This is a genomic window from Helicobacter pylori (assembly GCF_006440215.1).
In the GTDB taxonomy this organism is placed as follows: Bacteria; Campylobacterota; Campylobacteria; order Campylobacterales; family Helicobacteraceae; genus Helicobacter; species Helicobacter pylori_CS.
The window spans coordinates 134,275-151,548 of sequence record NZ_VEZH01000001.1; the positions used below are offsets into that span (position 1 = coordinate 134,275).

The 17,274-nt window shown below is 39.8% G+C and carries 15 protein-coding genes and 1 pseudogene; 14 read left to right on the forward strand and 2 right to left on the reverse strand.

Features of this window, described 5'->3' with window-relative positions; translation table 11 throughout:
• Positions 1 to 27: 27 nt before the first annotated feature.
• From yajC to FIM44_RS00675, 14 genes are all read left to right on the forward strand, one after another.
• Positions 28 to 321: a preprotein translocase subunit YajC gene (gene yajC, locus FIM44_RS00605; protein ID WP_140578543.1), complete on the forward strand. Its 294-nt coding sequence runs from the start codon at positions 28 to 30 to the stop codon at positions 319 to 321.
• Positions 321 to 1,898, forward strand: coding sequence for a protein translocase subunit SecD (gene secD / locus FIM44_RS00610; protein WP_140578545.1), 1,578 nt, complete (start codon positions 321 to 323; stop codon positions 1,896 to 1,898). The genes yajC and secD overlap by 1 nt, the downstream gene beginning before the upstream one ends.
• A 9-nt stretch (positions 1,899 to 1,907) precedes the next feature.
• Complete coding sequence (secF, locus tag FIM44_RS00615) at positions 1,908 to 2,879, forward strand: protein translocase subunit SecF (RefSeq protein WP_140578547.1); 972 nt, start codon at positions 1,908 to 1,910, stop codon at positions 2,877 to 2,879.
• A 9-nt stretch (positions 2,880 to 2,888) separates the two neighbouring features.
• Positions 2,889 to 3,227, forward strand: a complete 339-nt coding sequence (locus FIM44_RS00620) for a DUF6394 family protein (RefSeq protein ID WP_000383774.1) — start codon at positions 2,889 to 2,891, stop codon at positions 3,225 to 3,227.
• Between the two features lie 9 nt (positions 3,228 to 3,236).
• Positions 3,237 to 5,657: a leucine--tRNA ligase gene (gene leuS / locus FIM44_RS00625; protein ID WP_140578548.1), complete on the forward strand. Its 2,421-nt coding sequence runs from the start codon at positions 3,237 to 3,239 to the stop codon at positions 5,655 to 5,657.
• Positions 5,654 to 6,166, forward strand: coding sequence for an LPS assembly lipoprotein LptE (gene lptE / locus FIM44_RS00630; protein ID WP_017283040.1), 513 nt, complete (start codon positions 5,654 to 5,656; stop codon positions 6,164 to 6,166). Before leuS ends, lptE begins: the two co-directional genes overlap by 4 nt.
• On the forward strand, positions 6,156 to 7,331 hold the full coding sequence (locus FIM44_RS00635) for a Mur ligase family protein (protein WP_140578550.1): 1,176 nt from the start codon (positions 6,156 to 6,158) through the stop codon (positions 7,329 to 7,331). Before lptE ends, FIM44_RS00635 begins: the two co-directional genes overlap by 11 nt.
• Positions 7,331 to 8,257, forward strand: coding sequence for a M23B family cell shape-determining DD-metalloendopeptidase Csd2 (gene csd2 / locus FIM44_RS00640; RefSeq protein ID WP_001135954.1), 927 nt, complete (start codon positions 7,331 to 7,333; stop codon positions 8,255 to 8,257). Before FIM44_RS00635 ends, csd2 begins: the two co-directional genes overlap by 1 nt.
• Positions 8,258 to 8,265: 8 nt before the next feature.
• The gene (gene csd1 / locus FIM44_RS00645) at positions 8,266 to 9,201 is read left to right on the forward strand and encodes a peptidoglycan DD-metalloendopeptidase Csd1 (protein ID WP_140578552.1); all 936 of its coding nucleotides are present in this window, start codon (positions 8,266 to 8,268) and stop codon (positions 9,199 to 9,201) included.
• Positions 9,120 to 9,530: a bactofilin family protein gene (locus FIM44_RS00650; protein ID WP_014533566.1), complete on the forward strand. Its 411-nt coding sequence runs from the start codon at positions 9,120 to 9,122 to the stop codon at positions 9,528 to 9,530. The genes csd1 and FIM44_RS00650 overlap by 82 nt, the downstream gene beginning before the upstream one ends.
• Before the next feature lie 3 nt (positions 9,531 to 9,533).
• Complete coding sequence (gene mfd, locus FIM44_RS00655) at positions 9,534 to 12,533, forward strand: transcription-repair coupling factor (RefSeq protein ID WP_140578553.1); 3,000 nt, start codon at positions 9,534 to 9,536, stop codon at positions 12,531 to 12,533.
• Between the two features lie 125 nt (positions 12,534 to 12,658).
• Positions 12,659 to 13,162, forward strand: a complete 504-nt coding sequence (petA, locus tag FIM44_RS00665) for a ubiquinol-cytochrome c reductase iron-sulfur subunit (protein ID WP_140578557.1) — start codon at positions 12,659 to 12,661, stop codon at positions 13,160 to 13,162.
• Positions 13,163 to 13,172: 10 nt separating this feature from the next.
• Positions 13,173 to 14,411: a cytochrome b gene (locus tag FIM44_RS00670; protein ID WP_140578559.1), complete on the forward strand. Its 1,239-nt coding sequence runs from the start codon at positions 13,173 to 13,175 to the stop codon at positions 14,409 to 14,411.
• The gene (locus tag FIM44_RS00675; RefSeq protein ID WP_140578560.1) at positions 14,408 to 15,265 is read left to right on the forward strand and encodes a cytochrome c1; all 858 of its coding nucleotides are present in this window, start codon (positions 14,408 to 14,410) and stop codon (positions 15,263 to 15,265) included. The genes FIM44_RS00670 and FIM44_RS00675 overlap by 4 nt, the downstream gene beginning before the upstream one ends.
• Before the next feature lie 173 nt (positions 15,266 to 15,438).
• On the opposite strand, the pseudogene FIM44_RS08445 reads toward FIM44_RS00675, so the two are convergent.
• Both FIM44_RS08445 and FIM44_RS00690 read right to left on the reverse strand, forming a co-directional pair.
• A pseudogene (locus FIM44_RS08445) lies at positions 15,439 to 16,112 on the reverse strand (DUF3226 domain-containing protein).
• Positions 16,112 to 17,212: an AAA family ATPase gene (locus FIM44_RS00690; protein WP_140578566.1), complete on the reverse strand. Its 1,101-nt coding sequence runs from the start codon at positions 17,210 to 17,212 to the stop codon at positions 16,112 to 16,114. The pseudogene FIM44_RS08445 and the gene FIM44_RS00690 overlap by 1 nt, the downstream one beginning before the upstream one ends.
• Positions 17,213 to 17,274: the final 62 nt, after the last annotated feature.

Consider the following 17,274-nt stretch of genomic DNA (forward strand, 5'->3'; position numbering starts at 1 on the left):
GATTAAAACATCTTTTGAGGAAATTAAATGGGACAAATTAAAGACATTCTAACGACGCTTTTACCCCTTGTGGTGTTGTTTCTTATTTTTTATTTTTTGATCGTTCGCCCGCAACGCCAGCAACAAAAAAAGCATAAAGAAATGATAGAGGGCTTGACTAAGGGCGATAAAATTGTTACTCAAGGAGGGCTCATCGTTGAGGTGCTTAAAGCGGAAGCGAATTTTTTTAGCGTGAAGCTCAATGATGACACCACCGCTAAACTTTCTAAAAACTATGTAGCGTTCAAATTAGACGAAGAAGTGGCGCAAAATAACAACTAATGAAACTTTTTAACCCTCGTTTGATCGTTTTTATTTGTGCGCTTCTTTTAGGGGTAGGGTTTTCTGTGCCTTCTTTACTAGAGACTAAAGGCCCTAAAATCACTTTAGGTTTGGATTTAAGGGGGGGGTTGAACATGCTTTTAGGGGTACAAACCGATGAGGCTTTAAAAAACAAGTATTTAAGCCTAGCGTCCGCTTTAGAATACAACGCTAAAAAGCAAAATATCTTGCTTAAAGACATTAAATCCAGCTTAGAAGGGATCAGTTTTGAGCTTTTAGATGAAGATGAAGCGAAAAAATTAGACGCGCTTTTATTGGAATTGCAAGGCCATAGCCAGTTTGAAATCAAAAAAGAAGCGGAGTTTTATAGCGTGAAGCTCACCCCTTTAGAGCAAGAAGAATTGCGTAAAAACACGATTTTGCAAGTGATAGGGATCATTCGTAACCGCTTGGATCAATTTGGTTTGGCAGAGCCTGTAGTCATTCAGCAAGGTCGAGAAGAAATTTCGGTGCAATTGCCCGGCATTAAGACTTTAGAAGAAGAACGGCGCGCTAAAGAGTTGATTTCTCGATCCGCTCATTTGCAGATGATGGCAGTGGATGAAGAGCACAATAAAGATGCGATGACAATGACGGATTTAGAGGCTCAAAAATTAGGCAGCGTGTTGTTATCAGATGTGGAAATGGGGGGTAAAATCTTGCTCAAAGCGATCCCCATTTTAGATGGCGAAATGCTTACGGATGCGAAAGTGGTGTATGATCAAAACAACCAGCCGGTGGTGAGCTTCACGCTAGATGCGCAAGGGGCTAAGATTTTTGGGGATTTCTCAGGTGCGAATGTGGGCAAACGCATGGCGATTGTTTTAGACAATAAGGTCTATTCAGCCCCGGTGATTAGGGAGCGTATTGGCGGGGGGAGCGGGCAAATTAGCGGGAATTTTAGCGTGGCTCAAGCGAGCGATTTAGCGATCGCTTTAAGGAGTGGGGCGATGAGCGCTCCCATTCAGGTTTTAGAAAAAAGAATTATAGGCCCGAGTTTAGGGAAAGACAGCATTAAAACTTCCATTATCGCTCTAGTTGGGGGCTTTATTTTGGTGATGGGCTTTATGGTGCTTTATTACTCCATGGCGGGAGTGATCGCCTGCATGGCGTTAGTGGTCAATCTTTTTTTGATTGTGGCGGTCATGGCGATTTTTGGAGCGACGCTGACTTTACCGGGAATGGCGGGGATTGTTTTAACCGTGGGGATTGCTGTGGATGCTAATATCATTATCAACGAGCGCATTAGAGAAGTTTTAAGAGAGAATGAGGGTATCGCTAAGGCGATCCGTTTAGGCTATATCAATGCGAGCCGGGCGATTTTTGATTCTAATATCACTTCTTTGATCGCTTCAGTGTTGTTATACGCTTATGGCACAGGAGCGATTAAGGGCTTTGCCCTAACCACAGGCATTGGGATTTTAGCCTCTATTATCACCGCTATTGTAGGCACGCAAGGGATTTATCAAGCCCTTTTGCCTAAACTCACCCAAACAAAAAGCCTTTATTTTTGGTTTGGCGTGAATAAAAGAGCTTAGGAGAATTTTATGGAATTATTCAAACAAACTAGAATCTTAAGCTTCATGCGTTATTCCAATTATGGGGTGGTTGTTTCAGCGATCTTAGTGCTTCTGGCGTTGGGGCTTTTGTTTTTCAAAGGGTTTTCTTTAGGGATTGATTTTGCGGGGGGGAGTTTGGTGCAAGTGCGTTACACCCAAAACGCTCCTATTAAAGAAGTGCGTGATCTTTTTGAAAAAGAAGCTCGCTTTAAAGGCGTGCAAGTGAGCGAATTTGGCTCTAAAGAAGAAATTTTAATCAAATTCCCTTTTGTAGAAACGGCTGAAAATGAAGATTTGAACGCTATCGTGGCTAACATTCTAAAACCCAGTGGCGATTTTGAAATCCGTAAATTTGACACCGTGGGCCCTAGAGTGGGGAGCGAATTGAAAGAAAAGGGCATTTTGTCATTGATTTTAGCGTTAATAGCGATCATGGTTTATGTGAGTTTCCGCTATGAATGGCGTTTTGCTTTAGCGAGCGTTGTTGCGCTTGTGCATGATGTGATTTTAGTGGCAAGCTCAGTGATTGTTTTTAAGATTGATATGAATTTGGAAGTGATTGCGGCCTTGCTCACTTTGATCGGGTATTCCATTAATGATACGATCATTATTTTTGACAGGATCAGAGAAGAGATGCTCTCTCAAAAAACCAAAGATGCCATTCAAGCCATTAATGAAGCCATTTCTAGCACGCTCACGCGCACGCTTCTAACTTCTTTAACCGTGTTTTTTGTGGTGTTGATTTTGTGCGTGTTTGGGAGTAAGATCATTATTGGCTTTTCATTGCCCATGCTAATAGGCACGATTGTAGGGACTTATAGTTCTATTTTCATCGCCCCTAAAGTAGCGTTATTGTTAGGCTTTGATATGCATAAATATTATGAGAATGAGGCTAGAAAAATCAAAAAAGCTCAAGAGAAAGAAAAAATGCGCCGTTTGTATGAGGGCGGTCAAGTTTAAGGAGTTTCTATGGATTGGGGTCGGGTCGTTCATGTGCTGTTCAGCCTTATTTCTTTAACCACCATTGCAGGGTTTTTGTATGAGCCTAACACGGTGGTGTTGTTTGTAGCGTTAGCTTTAAACCTTATTTCTGTTACGCTCAAAATTGGGGTGTGTAAGCGTTTCGCTTCAGAGCTGTTGGCCAGCTCTTTAGCTACCGTGTTGCACCTCATACCGGCGTTTGTGTTTTTACAGATTTTAAATAATTTGGTTACCGCTTACATGCTGATGATTGGGGCGTTGATCAGTAACGCTTTCAGTCTCATCTTTTTGTTGATTGAAAGCGTTGTAACGAGCGAAACGGATTAAGGGGTAATGATGGATTTTGTGAGTATAGAAAAAAAATGGCAAGAATTTTGGTGGAAAAATAAGAGTTTTGAGCCTAAAGACGATTTTAACCTCCCTAAAAAATACATTTTAAGCATGTTGCCTTATCCTAGTGGGGAAATCCACATGGGGCATGTGCGCAATTACACTATTGGCGACGCTTTGGCGCGTTATTATCGTTTGCACCATTACAATGTGTTACACCCTATGGGGTTTGATTCTTTTGGAATGCCTGCAGAAAATGCGGCCATTAAGCATGGTATCCACCCTAAAACCTGGACTTATGAAAACATTGAATCCATGCAAAAAGAGTTTGAAGCTTTAGGGTTTTCTTTTTCTAAAAATAGGGAATTTGCCACTTCAGATCCGGATTACACGAAATTTGAACAGCAATTTTTCATTGACTTGTGGGAAAAGGGGCTCGTCTATCGCAAGAAAGCCATGCTCAATTGGTGCCCTAACGATAAAACCGTTTTAGCTAATGAGCAAGTCATTGATGGGAGGTGTTGGCGTTGCGATACAGAAGTTATTCAAAAAGAACTCTATCAGTATTATTTGAAGATCACAAATTACGCTGAAGAATTGCTCAAAGACTTAGAGGCTTTAGAAAACCATTGGCCTTCTCAAGTCCTAATTATGCAAAAAAACTGGATAGGGAAATCTAGCGGGTTGCAATTTGGTTTTAAAATCGCTGATGAGTGCTTGAAAGCTTGCAATGGCATTCAAGAAATTGAAGTTTTTACCACAAGAGTGGACACCATTTATGGCGTAACTTACATCGCCATCGCCCCAGAACACCCTTTAGTAGAGCATGCCATTAAGCAAGTGAGCCAAGAAGATTCAAAGATGATTAAAGCGATTTTAAACACGACTCAAAGAGAAAGAGCTTTAGAGAAAAAAGGGGTGTTTTTAGGCATTTACGCTATCCACCCTTTAACAAAGCAAAAAATCCCTGTTTGGGTGGCTAATTTCGCCCTAGCTAATTATGGCTCTGGGGCGTTAATGGGCGTGCCAGCCTGCGATGAAAGGGATTTTGAATTCGCTAATCTTTATCATATCCCTATTAAAGTGATCACTCAAAGCCCTCAAAATTTGCCTCACACCAAAGAAGAGGTTTTAAAAAATAGCGGGGAGTGGAGCGATCTTTCTAGCTCGGTGGCCAGAGAGCAAATCATCGCTTATTTTGAAAAAGAAAATCTCGGTAAAAGGGTGATCAACTACCGCTTGCAAGATTGGGGAGTGAGCCGTCAAAGGTATTGGGGAGCGCCTATTCCCATGATTCATTGCAAAAATTGCGGGATTGTGCCTGAAACCCAACTGCCGGTAACTTTACCTGAAGACATTGTGGTTGATGGGGAGGGCAATCCGTTAGAAAAGCATGCGAGTTGGAAATTCACTCAATGCCCTAAATGCTACAAAAACGCTTTAAGAGAAACAGACACCATGGACACTTTCATCCAATCCAGTTGGTATTTCTTGCGCTACACCACGCCCAAAAATCAGCGTGAAAATCAAGCGTTTGATCAAAATTACTTGAAGTGTTTCATGCCAGTGGATACTTACATTGGCGGCATTGAGCATGCGATTTTGCATTTGTTATACGCACGCTTTTTCACTAAGGCTTTAAGGGATTTGGGTTATCTTAATTTAGATGAGCCTTTTAAACAGCTTATCACTCAAGGCATGGTCTTAAAAGATGGCGCTAAGATGAGCAAATCTAAAGGCAATGTCGTTAGCCCTAAAGAGATACTTAAAAAATACGGGGCTGATGCGGCGAGGCTTTTTATCCTTTTTGCTGCCCCACCGGCTAAAGAGTTAGAATGGAATGACAACGCTTTAGAAGGGGCGCACCGGTTCATCAAGCGTTTATACGACAAAGCGAGTGCTATTAACCCTACTACTTCTAAGCCTGAATTTAAAGGAGATAGCCTGAATGAAGCGGAAAAATTAGGGCGTAAAAAAGTCTATGAAGCGTTAAAAAAATCGCATGAAATTTTCAATAAGGCTGAAAGCGCTTATGCGTTTAACACTTTGATCGCAAGTTGCATGGAGGCTTTAAACGCTTTGAGTGCGCAAAATAATGAGCGGATTTTATGCGAGGGTTATTTTGTGTTGTTGCAAATTTTAGAGCCTATTATCCCGCACACGGCATGGGAGTTGAGCGAGAGGCTTTTTAAGAGAGAGAATTTTAAGCCTATAGCGATCGATGAAAGCGCTTTAGTGGAAGACTTTATGACTTTAGGGCTTACCATTAATGGCAAAAGGCGCGCGGAATTGAAAGTCAATATTAACGCCGATAAAGAAGAAATTATTATTTTGGCTAAAAAAGAATTAGAGAAATATTTAGAAAATGCGAGCGTTAAAAAAGAAATTTATGTGCCCAATAAGCTTGTTAATTTTGTTATCGCATGAGAGCTTTACTTTTTTTTATTTTGTTGCTTTTGTTCAAGGGCTGTGGGTATAAGCCCATCGCCGCTTACGCTCAAAACGCTTTAGGCGATAGCATATATGTGAAACTCATTGTGAATTTGCCTAACCCTGAAAACTCTGTAGAGTTTAAGGATTTGATGAATCGTTTAGTCGCGCAACGCTTCCAAAGCCGCTTAGCGAGTGAAAAGGATGCGGATTCTATCATTATTATAGAAATCACGAATGTAACCGATACGAGTATCACGCAAAATAAAGAAGGCTTTACGACTTTCTATCGCGCAACCGTGTCTGTGAATTACACCTACGATAATAAAAGAGGCACACAAAAGACTTTTCAAGATAGCGGGTATTATAATTACGCTGTGAATTTGCAAGACCCCCTTAACACCTACCAGAACCGCTATTATGCTATCAATCAGGCTGTGGAACAAACTTTGACTAAATTTGTGGCTCAAATCGCTTATGAGGGGAAATTCAATAATGAAAAATAGCCCTTTGAATGGATTAAAGGCGTTTTTAGAAACAAAGCCTAAAGAATACCACAAGTTTGACCCTAGCCGCTTCATCCAAATTTATAAAGATTTTAAAAACGCTTTTTTTGAGATTCAAGCGAAAGTCATTCATGTTGTAGGGACTAATGGTAAGGGCAGCACGGGGCGGTTTTTAACCCTTTTATTAGCCGATCAAAATTTTAAGGTGTTGCATTTCACCTCCCCTCATGTTTTTGAATTTAGGGAGCGCTTTTTTTTGAATGGTTCTGTTGTTGAAGAAAGCGTTTTAGAAAACGCCCACCAGCAATTGCAACCACACGCTTTCAGCAGTGCTTGCTCGTATTTTGAATACGCTACCTTATTGGCCGTCATGCTCGCTAAAGATTGCGATTATTTGGTTTTAGAAGCAGGGCTTGGGGGGGAGTTTGACAGCACGAACGCTTTAGAAAAAACCCTAAGCATTTTCACCCCCATTGATTATGATCATAAGGAATTTTTAGGGGATAGTTTAGAAAGCATTGCGCAAACTAAATTAAAAGCGATGGGCTCTCTTAACATCATCGCTCCCCAACAAGAACTGGTTTTAAGTGTGGCTCAAAAAATCGCCAAAGAAAAACACGCAAAATTGATTTTAGTCCAAAATGAAATTTCAAAAGGAGTCAGGGATTATATTGAACGCCACCATTTAGCCCGTTTTTTAGCGATGAATTTAGAAGTGGCTCTAAAAGCGTTTGAAACGCTTATGCCATGCAAAGAACAAGAAGTTTTAAAAAACCTAAAGCCCTTGAATTTAATCGGCCGTTGCGAGCTTTTAAGCCCTAATATCTTAATAGATGTGGGGCATAACCCCCATAGCGCCAAAGCCTTAAAAGAAGAAATCAAACGCATTTTTAACGCTAAAATCATTTTAATTTATAATTGCTATCAAGATAAGGACGCTTTGTTGGTGCTAGAAATTTTAAAGCCTGTGGTTAAAAAGGTTTTGATTTTAGAATTGCATCAAGAAAGGGTTATCAAGTTAGAAAAGCTTAAAGGGATTTTAGAAACTTTAGGGTTAGAATACGCTTTGTTTGAAGATTTGAAAGAAAATGAAAATTATTTGGTGTATGGCTCATTTCTGGTAGCCAACGCTTTTTATAGGCGCTATCAAAAGAAGAGGGATTGATGCCACAAAACCAGCTTATGATCACCATCATTGATGAATCAGGCTCTAAACAGCTCAAATTTTCTAAAAATTTAAAACGCAACCTCATCATTTCTGTTGTTATTTTTTTGTTGATCGTGGGGCTTGGCGTGGGTTTTTTAAAATTTTTAATCGCTAAAATGGATACGATGACAGCAGAAAGGAATGCGGTTTTAAGGGATTTTAGAGATTTGTATCAAAAAAATTACACTTTAACAAAAGAGATTAAAAACAAGCGAGAAGAGCTTTTTATTGTGGGGCAAAAGATTCGCACGATAGAATCCTTGATTGAAGTCAAAAGAGGGGCTAATGGGGGCGTGCATCTTTATGATGAAGTGGATTTAGAAAATTTGAATCTGGCTCAAAAACATTTAGCGCTCATGCTCATTCCTAATGGCATGCCCTTGAAAACTTATAGCGCTATCAAACCCACCAAAGAAAGGAATCACCCCATTAAAAAAATTAAGGGCGTTGAATCCGGGATTGATTTTATCGCGCCATTAAACACGCCTGTTTATGCGAGCGCTGATGGGATTGTGGATTTTGTGAAAACCAATTCTAATGTGGGGTATGGGAACTTGGTGCGCATTGAACATGCGTTTGGTTTTAGCTCCATTTACACGCATTTAGATCATGTCAATGTGCAACCCAAAAGCTTTATCCAAAAAGGGCAGTTGATTGGCTATAGCGGGAAGAGCGGTAATAGTGGCGGCGAAAAATTGCATTATGAAGTGCGCTTTTTGGGTAAAATTTTAGACGCACAAAAATTTCTAGCATGGGATTTAGATCATTTTCAAAGCGCTTTAGAAGAAAATAAATTTATTGAATGGAAGAATTTGTTTTGGGTTTTAGAAGACATTGTCCAGCTCCAAGAGCATGTGGATAAAGACGCGCTCATAAGCCAATAAGGATTTTAGTGTTTTTAGACAGGCGTTTGATTGTGATGGTTACGGACTCTAAAGGGAGCCGTTATATTAATGTTCATATACTATTTCGTCAAATTGGCTTGTATGCGCTTTTGAGCGTTGTGGGATCTTTATTGTTTTTAGGCATTTCGCTACTGGTTTTAAATAAAGAAATTAAAAACATTGACAAGCAGCATGCCTTAATCACTAAGGAATTTGAGAAAAAAAAAGAAACGAATGAAAAACTTTCCTTGCAAATGGATGAATTTTTAGACGATTTGCAACTTTCAGGGGAGCGCATCAACGATTTAGAAGAAGTGGTGGGGGTGAATAGGCCTGAAGAAAAAGAAGAAGGCAATTTTTCCAGCCGCCTGGATGTCGCTGGGATTACTGGACTTCAAAAAAGCTTTATCATGCGCCTTATCCCTAATGACTACCCACTAGAATCCTATCGGCGCATTTCAGCCGCCTTTAATAAAAGAATCCACCCTATTTTGCATGTGTTGCACAACCATACCGGGCTTGACTTGAGCACCGCTATTAACACCCCTGTGTATGCGAGCGCAAGCGGGGTAGTGGGGTTAGCGAGCAAGGGGTGGAATGGGGGGTATGGGAATTTGATTAAAGTTTTCCACCCTTTTGGTTTTAAGACTTACTACGCCCATTTGAATAAAATCATCGTAAAAACGGGCGAATTTGTCAAAAAAGGGCAGTTGATTGGGTATAGTGGTAATACAGGGATGAGCACAGGGCCGCATTTGCATTATGAAGTGCGGTTTTTAGATCAACCCATAAACCCCATGAGTTTCACCAAATGGAACATGAAAGATTTTGAAGAAGTTTTCAATAAAGAAAGGAGAATCAGATGGCAATCTTTGATAACAATAATAAATCAGCTAATGCAAAAACAGGACCAGCGACTATCATCGCTCAAGGCACAAAAATAAAGGGGGAGCTTCATTTGGATTGCCATTTGCACATAGATGGCGAATTAGAAGGGGTGGTGCATTCTAAAAGTGCGGTGGTGATCGGGCAAACCGGCTCGGTAGTGGGTGAGATTTTCGCTAATAAATTAGTGGTCAATGGCAAATTTACTGGCACGGTGGAAGCGGAAGTGGTAGAAATCATGCCTTTAGGACGCCTTGATGGTAAAATCTCTAGCCAAGAGCTTGTGGTGGAAAGAAAGGGGATTTTGATTGGGGAAACGCGCCCTAAAAACCTTCAAGGGGGGGCGTTGTTAATCAATGAGCAAGAAAAGAAAATTGAAAATAAATAGGGAATGATCCAATCTAGCCTTTATAGAGCCTTAAACAAAGGCTTTGATTATCAAATACTCGCTTGTAAGGATTTTAAAGAGTCCGAGCTCGCTAAAGAAGTCATAAGCTATTTTAAGCCAAATACCAAAGCCATTCTTTTCCCGGAGTTTAGGGCTAAAAAAAACGACGATTTGCGTTCGTTTTTTGAAGAATTTTTACAGCTTTTAGGGGGTTTAAGGGAGTTTTATCAAGCTTTAGAAAACAAGCAAGAAGCGATCATCATTGCCCCTATTAGTGCGTTATTGCACCCTTTGCCTAAAAAAGAACTTTTAGAAAGTTTTAAAATCACTCTTTTAGAAAAATATAACCTTAAAGATTTAAAAGACAAGCTCTTTTATTATGGTTATGAAATTTTAGACTTAGTGGAAGTGGAAGGCGAAGCGAGCTTTAGGGGGGATATTGTGGATATTTATGTGCCCAATTCTAAAGCGTATCGCTTGAGTTTTTTTGATACGGAGTGTGAGAGCATTAAGGAATTTGACCCCACCACTCAAATGAGTCTCAAAGAAGATTTGTTAGAAATTGAAATCCCCCCCACGCTTTTTAGTTTGAACGAACAATCTTATAAGGATCTGAAAACCAAAGTGGAGCAAAGCCCCTTAAATAGCTTTTCTAAAGATTTAACCAGTTTTGGTCTGTGGTTTTTAGGGGAAAAAGCAAACGATTTGCTGCAAGCCTATAAAAGCGTTATAAGCCCTAAAGCTTTAGAAGAAATCCAAGAATTAGCGAGCTTAAACGAATTGGATGGTGAGCGTTTCAAATTTTTAAAGGTTTTAGAAAACCCGCAAGGCTATGAAGATTTAGAAATCCATGCGCATGCCCTAGAAAGCTTTATAGCTTTGCATTCAAATCGTAAAATCACGCTCCTAGCCCCTAATAAAACGATTTTAGACAATGCGATAAGCGCGCTTGAAAAAAGCCATATTGAATGCGTCATCGCCCCCTTTGTGCTAAATTTTAAAACCCCTGATGGGATTTTTATTTCGCTCAATTCTTTTGAAAGGAAGAAAAAACGCCAAAAATCCAAGCTCGCTTTGAATGAATTGAATGCGGGCGAATGGGTGGTGCATGATGATTATGGGGTGGGCGTGTTTTCTCAATTAGTCCAACACAGCGTTTTAGGGAGCAAGAGGGATTTTTTAGAAATCGCTTACTTGGGCGAAGACAAACTGCTATTACCGGTAGAAAATTTGCATCTAATCGCTCGCTATGTGGCACAAAGCGATAGCGTGCCAATTAAAGACCGGCTAGGGAAAGGGAGTTTTCTCAAACTGAAAGCTAAAGTTAAAAATAAGCTTTTAGAGATTGCAGGCAAGATCATTGAATTAGCGGCTGAACGCAATTTGATCTTGGGTAAAAAGATGGACACGCATTTAGCGGAGTTGGAAGTTTTTAAATCGCATGCGGGGTTTGAATACACAAGCGATCAAGAAAAAGCCATCGCTGAAATTTCAAAGGATTTAAGCTCTAAGAGAGTGATGGACAGATTATTGAGTGGGGATGTGGGTTTTGGGAAAACAGAAGTAGCGATGCATGCGATTTTTTGCGCGTTTTTGAACGGCTTTCAAAGCGCTCTAGTTGTGCCTACCACTTTATTAGCACACCAGCATTTTGAGACTTTAAGGGCGCGTTTTGAAAATTTTGGCGTTAAAGTGGCTCGTTTGGACAGGTATGCGAGCGAAAAAAACAAGCTTTTAAAAGCGGTGGAATTAGGGCTAATTGATGTGCTTGTAGGCACGCATGCGATTTTGGGCGCGAAATTTAAAAACTTGGGCTTAGTGGTGGTGGATGAAGAGCATAAATTTGGCGTGAAACAAAAAGAAGCTTTAAAAGAATTGAGTAAAAGCGTGCATTTTTTAAGCATGTCCGCTACGCCTATCCCACGCACTCTAAACATGGCACTCTCTCAAATTAAAGGCATTAGCTCTTTAAAAATCCCTCCCACAGACAGGAAGCCCAGCCGCACTTTTTTGAAAGAAAAGAATGACGAACTCTTAAAAGAGATTATTCATAGAGAATTACGCCGTAACGGGCAAATTTTTTACATCCATAACCACATCGCTAGCATTTCAAAAGTCAAAACCAAGCTAGAAGATTTAATCCCTAAACTCAAAATCGCCATTTTGCATTCCCAAATTAGCGCTCATGAGAGCGAAGAAATCATGCTAGAGTTTGCTAAGGGAAACTATCAGGTTTTATTATGCACTTCTATTGTGGAATCAGGGATTCATTTGCCTAACGCTAACACGATTATTATAGATAACGCGCAAAATTTTGGGCTGGCTGATTTGCACCAATTAAGAGGGCGTGTGGGGAGAGGCAAAAAAGAAGGCTTTTGCTATTTCCTCATAGAAGATCAAAAAAGTTTGAATGAACAGGCCCTAAAACGCTTGCTCGCTTTAGAAAAAAATTCGTATTTAGGCAGTGGGGAGAGTATCGCCTATCATGATTTAGAAATCAGGGGGGGCGGGAATTTGCTCGGGCAAGATCAGAGCGGGCATATTAAAAATATCGGTTATGCACTCTATACGCGCATGCTTGAAGACGCGATTTATGAATTGAGTGGGGGGAAGAAAAGGCTTGAAAAAAGCGTAGAAATCCAACTTGGCGTGAGCGCTTTTTTAAACCCTGAACTCATCGCAAGCGATAGTTTGAGATTGGATTTGTATCGCCGTTTGAGTTTGTGTGAAAATGTAGATGAGGTAGGGCAAATCCATGAAGAAATAGAAGACAGGTTTGGCAAAATAGACGATTTGAGCGCTCAATTTTTGCAAATCATTACGCTTAAAATTCTAGCCAACCAGCTTGGCATCATTAAACTTTCTAATTTCAATCAAAACATCACCATTACTTATAGCGATGAAAAGAAAGAAAGCCTAAAAGCCCCAAGCAAAGACGATAACGATATTTTAGAAACCCTTTTGAAACATTTGCACGCTCAAATTTCTTTAAAGCGGCACTAAAAGCGTTTGATTTTAGCGTTAATTTTGTTATTTTAAAAAGATTATTAAGAGAGTTTGTTGTAGAATAGGGATTTGCTATGCCTTTAGTCGTTAAAAGGTAATTATCATTAAGGAGTTTTTTAATCATGGCAGATATTCAAAGGCGTGATTTTTTAGGAATGAGCCTTGCTAGTGTTACAGCTATAGGGGCTATAGCGAGTCTAGTAGCGATGAAAAAGACTTGGGATCCGCTCCCAAGCGTTGTTTCAGCTGGTTTTACGACCATAGATGTGGCGAACATGCAAGAAGGGCAGTTTTCCACGGTGGAGTGGCGTGGGAAACCGGTCTATATTCTCAAGCGTTCTAAAAAAGAGAGCTTTAATGAAAAGCGCGATTTTAAAGTTGGCGGGAGCGTTTTTACCACAGCCATTCAAATTTGCACGCATTTAGGGTGTATCCCCACTTATCAAGATGAAGAAAAAGGCTTTTTATGCCCATGCCATGGGGGGCGTTTCACTTCTGATGGCGTGAATATTGCCGGCACTCCCCCTCCACGCCCTTTTGATATTCCGCCTTTTAAAATTGAAGGCACTAAGATCACTTTTGGTGAAGCCGGGGCTGAATACAAGAAAATGATGGCTAAAGCGTAAGGAGAGTTCCATGGCAGAGATAAAAAAAGCGAAGAATTTAGGCGAATGGCTAGACATGCGTCTTGGCACTAACAAGCTTGTTAAAGTGCTGATGACAGAATATTGGATCCCTAAAAACATCAATTTCTTATGGGCTATGGGGGTGATTTTATTGACCCTTTTTGGCGTGCTTGTGATCTCAGGGATTTTCTTGCTCATGTATTACAAGCCTGATGCGAAAATGGCGTTTGATAGCGTGAATTTCACCATCATGCAAGAAGTGGCTTATGGTTGGCTTTGGCGCCACATGCATGCCACGGCAGCGAGCATGATTTTTGTCATCATTTATATCCACATGTTTGTCGGCATCTATTATGGCTCTTACAAAAAGGGTCGTGAGATGATTTGGATTAGCGGGATGATTTTGTTTGTGGTCTTTAGCGCGGAAGCCTTTAGCGGGTATATGCTGCCTTGGGGGCAGATGAGCTATTGGGCGGCAGCGGTTATCACGAATTTATTTGGGGGCATTCCTTTCATTGGGGCTGATGTGGTAGAGTGGATTAGGGGCAATTATGTTGTGGCGGATTCCACTTTAACGCGCTTTTTCATGCTCCATGTGTTTTTACTGCCCATTGCGATCATTCTACTTGTTGGGGTGCATTTTTATTCTTTACGCATCCCGCATGTCAATAACCAAGAAGGCGAAGAGATTGACTTTGAATCAGAAGAAAAGAAATTCATTGAAGGCAAGAAAAAAGAATCCAAAGTCATTCCTTTTTGGCCGGTATTCTTGTCTAAAGATATTTTTGTGGTTTGCGCGTTCATGGTCTTTTTCTTTTACTTGGTGTGTTACCACTATGATTTTGCGATGGATCCTATCAACTTTGAAAGGGCTAACAGCCTTAAAACGCCGCCTCACATTTACCCTGAATGGTATTTCTTATGGAGCTATGAAGTCTTAAGGGGCTTTTTCTTTAGCGCTGATTTAGGGCTAATGGCCTTTGGCGTGGCGCAAGTGATCTTTTTCTTACTGCCCTTTTTAGACAGAAGCCCTGTGGTCGCTCCCGCGCACAAACGGCCGGCGTTTATGGTGTGGTTTTGGCTTTTGATCATTGATATGATTGTTTTAACGATCTATGGCAAATTGCCTCCGCTTGGGATTGGTAAATACATTGGCTTAGCGGGTTCAATCACTTTTTTAGCCCTTTTCTTTGTGGTATTGCCCATTATCACTATCGCTGAAAGGAAAAAACAAGGGGGTGTTAGATGAAAGAATTTAAGATTCTAATCATCCTTATTGTGGTGGTAGGCGTGATTTATTATGGGGTTGAGCCTTATGCGCATTCGGTGATGCACCCTAAAGTCGCTCCGGCAGATTTTGCTTTCAAGGATTTAGAGCCGATGGATTTAAAAAATGGCGACGCTAATAAGGGCAAACAGCTTGTAGCCGAAAATTGCACCGCTTGCCATGGCATTAAATCCCAAAACATTCCAGCCCCTATGGATAGCCTTAGCGCGAGCAACTCTTTTGGGGTTGTGCCACCGGATTTAAGCCATGTGGCGGGGGTTTTGAACGCGAATTTCTTAGCCCACTTCATTAAAGACCCCGTGAAAACGGCGAAATTGAGCCATAAATTCAACGATGAAAGGCCCTATCCTATGCCGGCGTTTTCTCAATTTAGCGATCAAGATTTGAGCGATATTGTGGCGTATCTCACTTCTATTTTGCCTAAAAATTTGAGCGATAAGGAAGTGTTTGCACAAAGCTGTCAAAGGTGTCATAGCCTGGATTATGCTAAAGATAAGGCCTTTAGCGATCCTAAAGATTTAGCCAATTATTTAGGCTCTCATGTGCCTGATTTGTCCATGATGATTAGGGCTAAAGGCGAACATGGCTTGAATATTTTCATCAACGATCCGCAAAAGCTTTTGCCTGGCACGGCTATGCCTAGAGTGGGGTTGAGTGAACAGGCTCAAAAACAAGTCATCTCTTATTTGGAAAAAGCAGGCGATAGGAAAAAACATGAAAGGAATACCTTAGGGATAAAAATCATGATTTTCTTTGCGGTGCTGTCGTTCTTGGCTTATGCGTGGAAAAGAAAAGTTTGGAGCGAAGTGCATTGAATTAAAAAAGGGGGGAGGGCATGGTTTTATGATTTTTGATCCATGGTGGGTTGTTTGAATGGTGTTTTCAAAACAACCTTTATTTAGGATTTTATGGCTACAAAGCTTTTTGAGTGGTTTAAACTCAATTTGAGAAAGTTAATACTCGTAAAAATCAAGGGTTTTTATTGGGTTTATTTTAAAAAATCAATCAATGCTTGAAGTTCCTTTGAATCAAAATTAAAAAATTTTTCAAGAATTTCTGTATTTTTTGGCTTATCTAGCATTTTAGCGGTTGCAGTAACAGGATCTAGATCGTTTAACCCACAAGGAACAAAACCTCTCTCTAAACAAACAGAAAGCGTGATATAGGGTTGTAGCCAACATTTAGCACGTTTTTTTTGTTCTGATTGAATAGGTTTGATTTGTTTGATTTTGTTAAAGAACTCCTTGTAGGACTCGCAAAAAACTTCATAAAACGCTTTATTTTCACTTTCTTTTGCCATTTTTTCTAACAAATGTTCTAATTGGGGTCGTGTTCAGTCTCATCATTTTCTGGCAATAAAAAAATCTTAATTTGGTTAAACTCTTCATTATTTAAGCGGTGTTCTTCTTCTGGGTTTTCTTGGAGTTGTTTTTTTATTTCTTGAATTTTAGTCTCTTTTGTTTGGTTATCTGAATCAAAAACGATGTAAATATCCTTAGCCTTTAGGTATTCTTTAATACTCTCGGCTTCTTTAGAAAGCTTATCCTTGCTCCCACAATTGATAATATTAGAATCTTTAAGGCCTAAATTTTTAACCTCATTTAAAATCGTTAAAAAGATTTTGTCTGATTCGCCTTCCACATAGACGATCTTTTCTCGCATCAGCCTCTAACCTCCATACCCCTATAAAGCGCTTTTTCTAGCATAGAATAGCTGTGTCTGATAAAGCCAAAAGCACTTTCTTTTTCAAACTCAAACAAGGCTATATCTTTAAAAACTCTCGTTTCATTATTGGGCATGGTGTTGATAGCGTTCAATAAAAATTCCTTGTTGTGCGTGGTGGCAAAAATTTGAATCTGTAATTTTTGAGCTAACTCAAACAGAGCTTTTAAAAACTCTTGCATTTTTGTATAGTGCAAACCACTTTCTATTTCATCAATAAAAAGATACTTAACACGATTATCTATAAGAATGCTCGCCATGATAAAAAATTTGATAAACCCCCAACCAAACGAATTTAAAAGCCTTTTGGGGCTTTCTTTTAGGGGTGTGTTTTCATTTTTGATTTGGATATAGACAGACTTTCTTATGGTATCAGCGTCTAAAATATCAGGGTTGAAATATTTTAAGACTTCCATTAATTCTTTTTCTTTACTCGCTAATCGTAAATTTTCTAATGCTTGAAGAGAATTAACAATAGATAATTCCACAGGAATAAACATTGCATTTTCTTTATAGGTTTGAGCGATCTTATCTAAATCAGAATGGATTAAGCTTAAGTTTTGTCTTTCAAATTCATAAGTCATTGTCATGGGGGAAAAAGATGGATTGTAGAAAAATTGGAGCTGTGGCTTCGTTATTGTTTTGCTTATAAGGTTTGTCATATGAATGTCATCGCTATTCAAATTGATGTCTTTGCTGTAACTGGTTTGTGTGGGGTATTGGATAGTAAGAGGGATAGTGGCATGTTCAAACTCAGTGCGGATGCTAATGGGATTAGCGGTATTCTCTTGGTAAAAGAAGGTTTTTAGGTTGTCGTTATTGAGCTTGATTTTCCTAAATTCACTAACAAGTACCACATGTTCAGGGGGAAGACTGACTTGAACGGCAGAATCACAAAGGCCCGTGTTGATATAAAGGGCTTCTAAAAGATTGGTTTTGCCTGTATCGTTTTGACCGGTAAAAAAGTTGATGAGTTTAAAATTTTCCATTTTAAGATGCTTGAAATTTTTGTAATTTTCAATCTCTATGCTTTTAATCATTTAAATTCGCCTTTTAGTTAGCTTGAATTGATGCCACTAGATCATCGGTATAGTTACGCTAA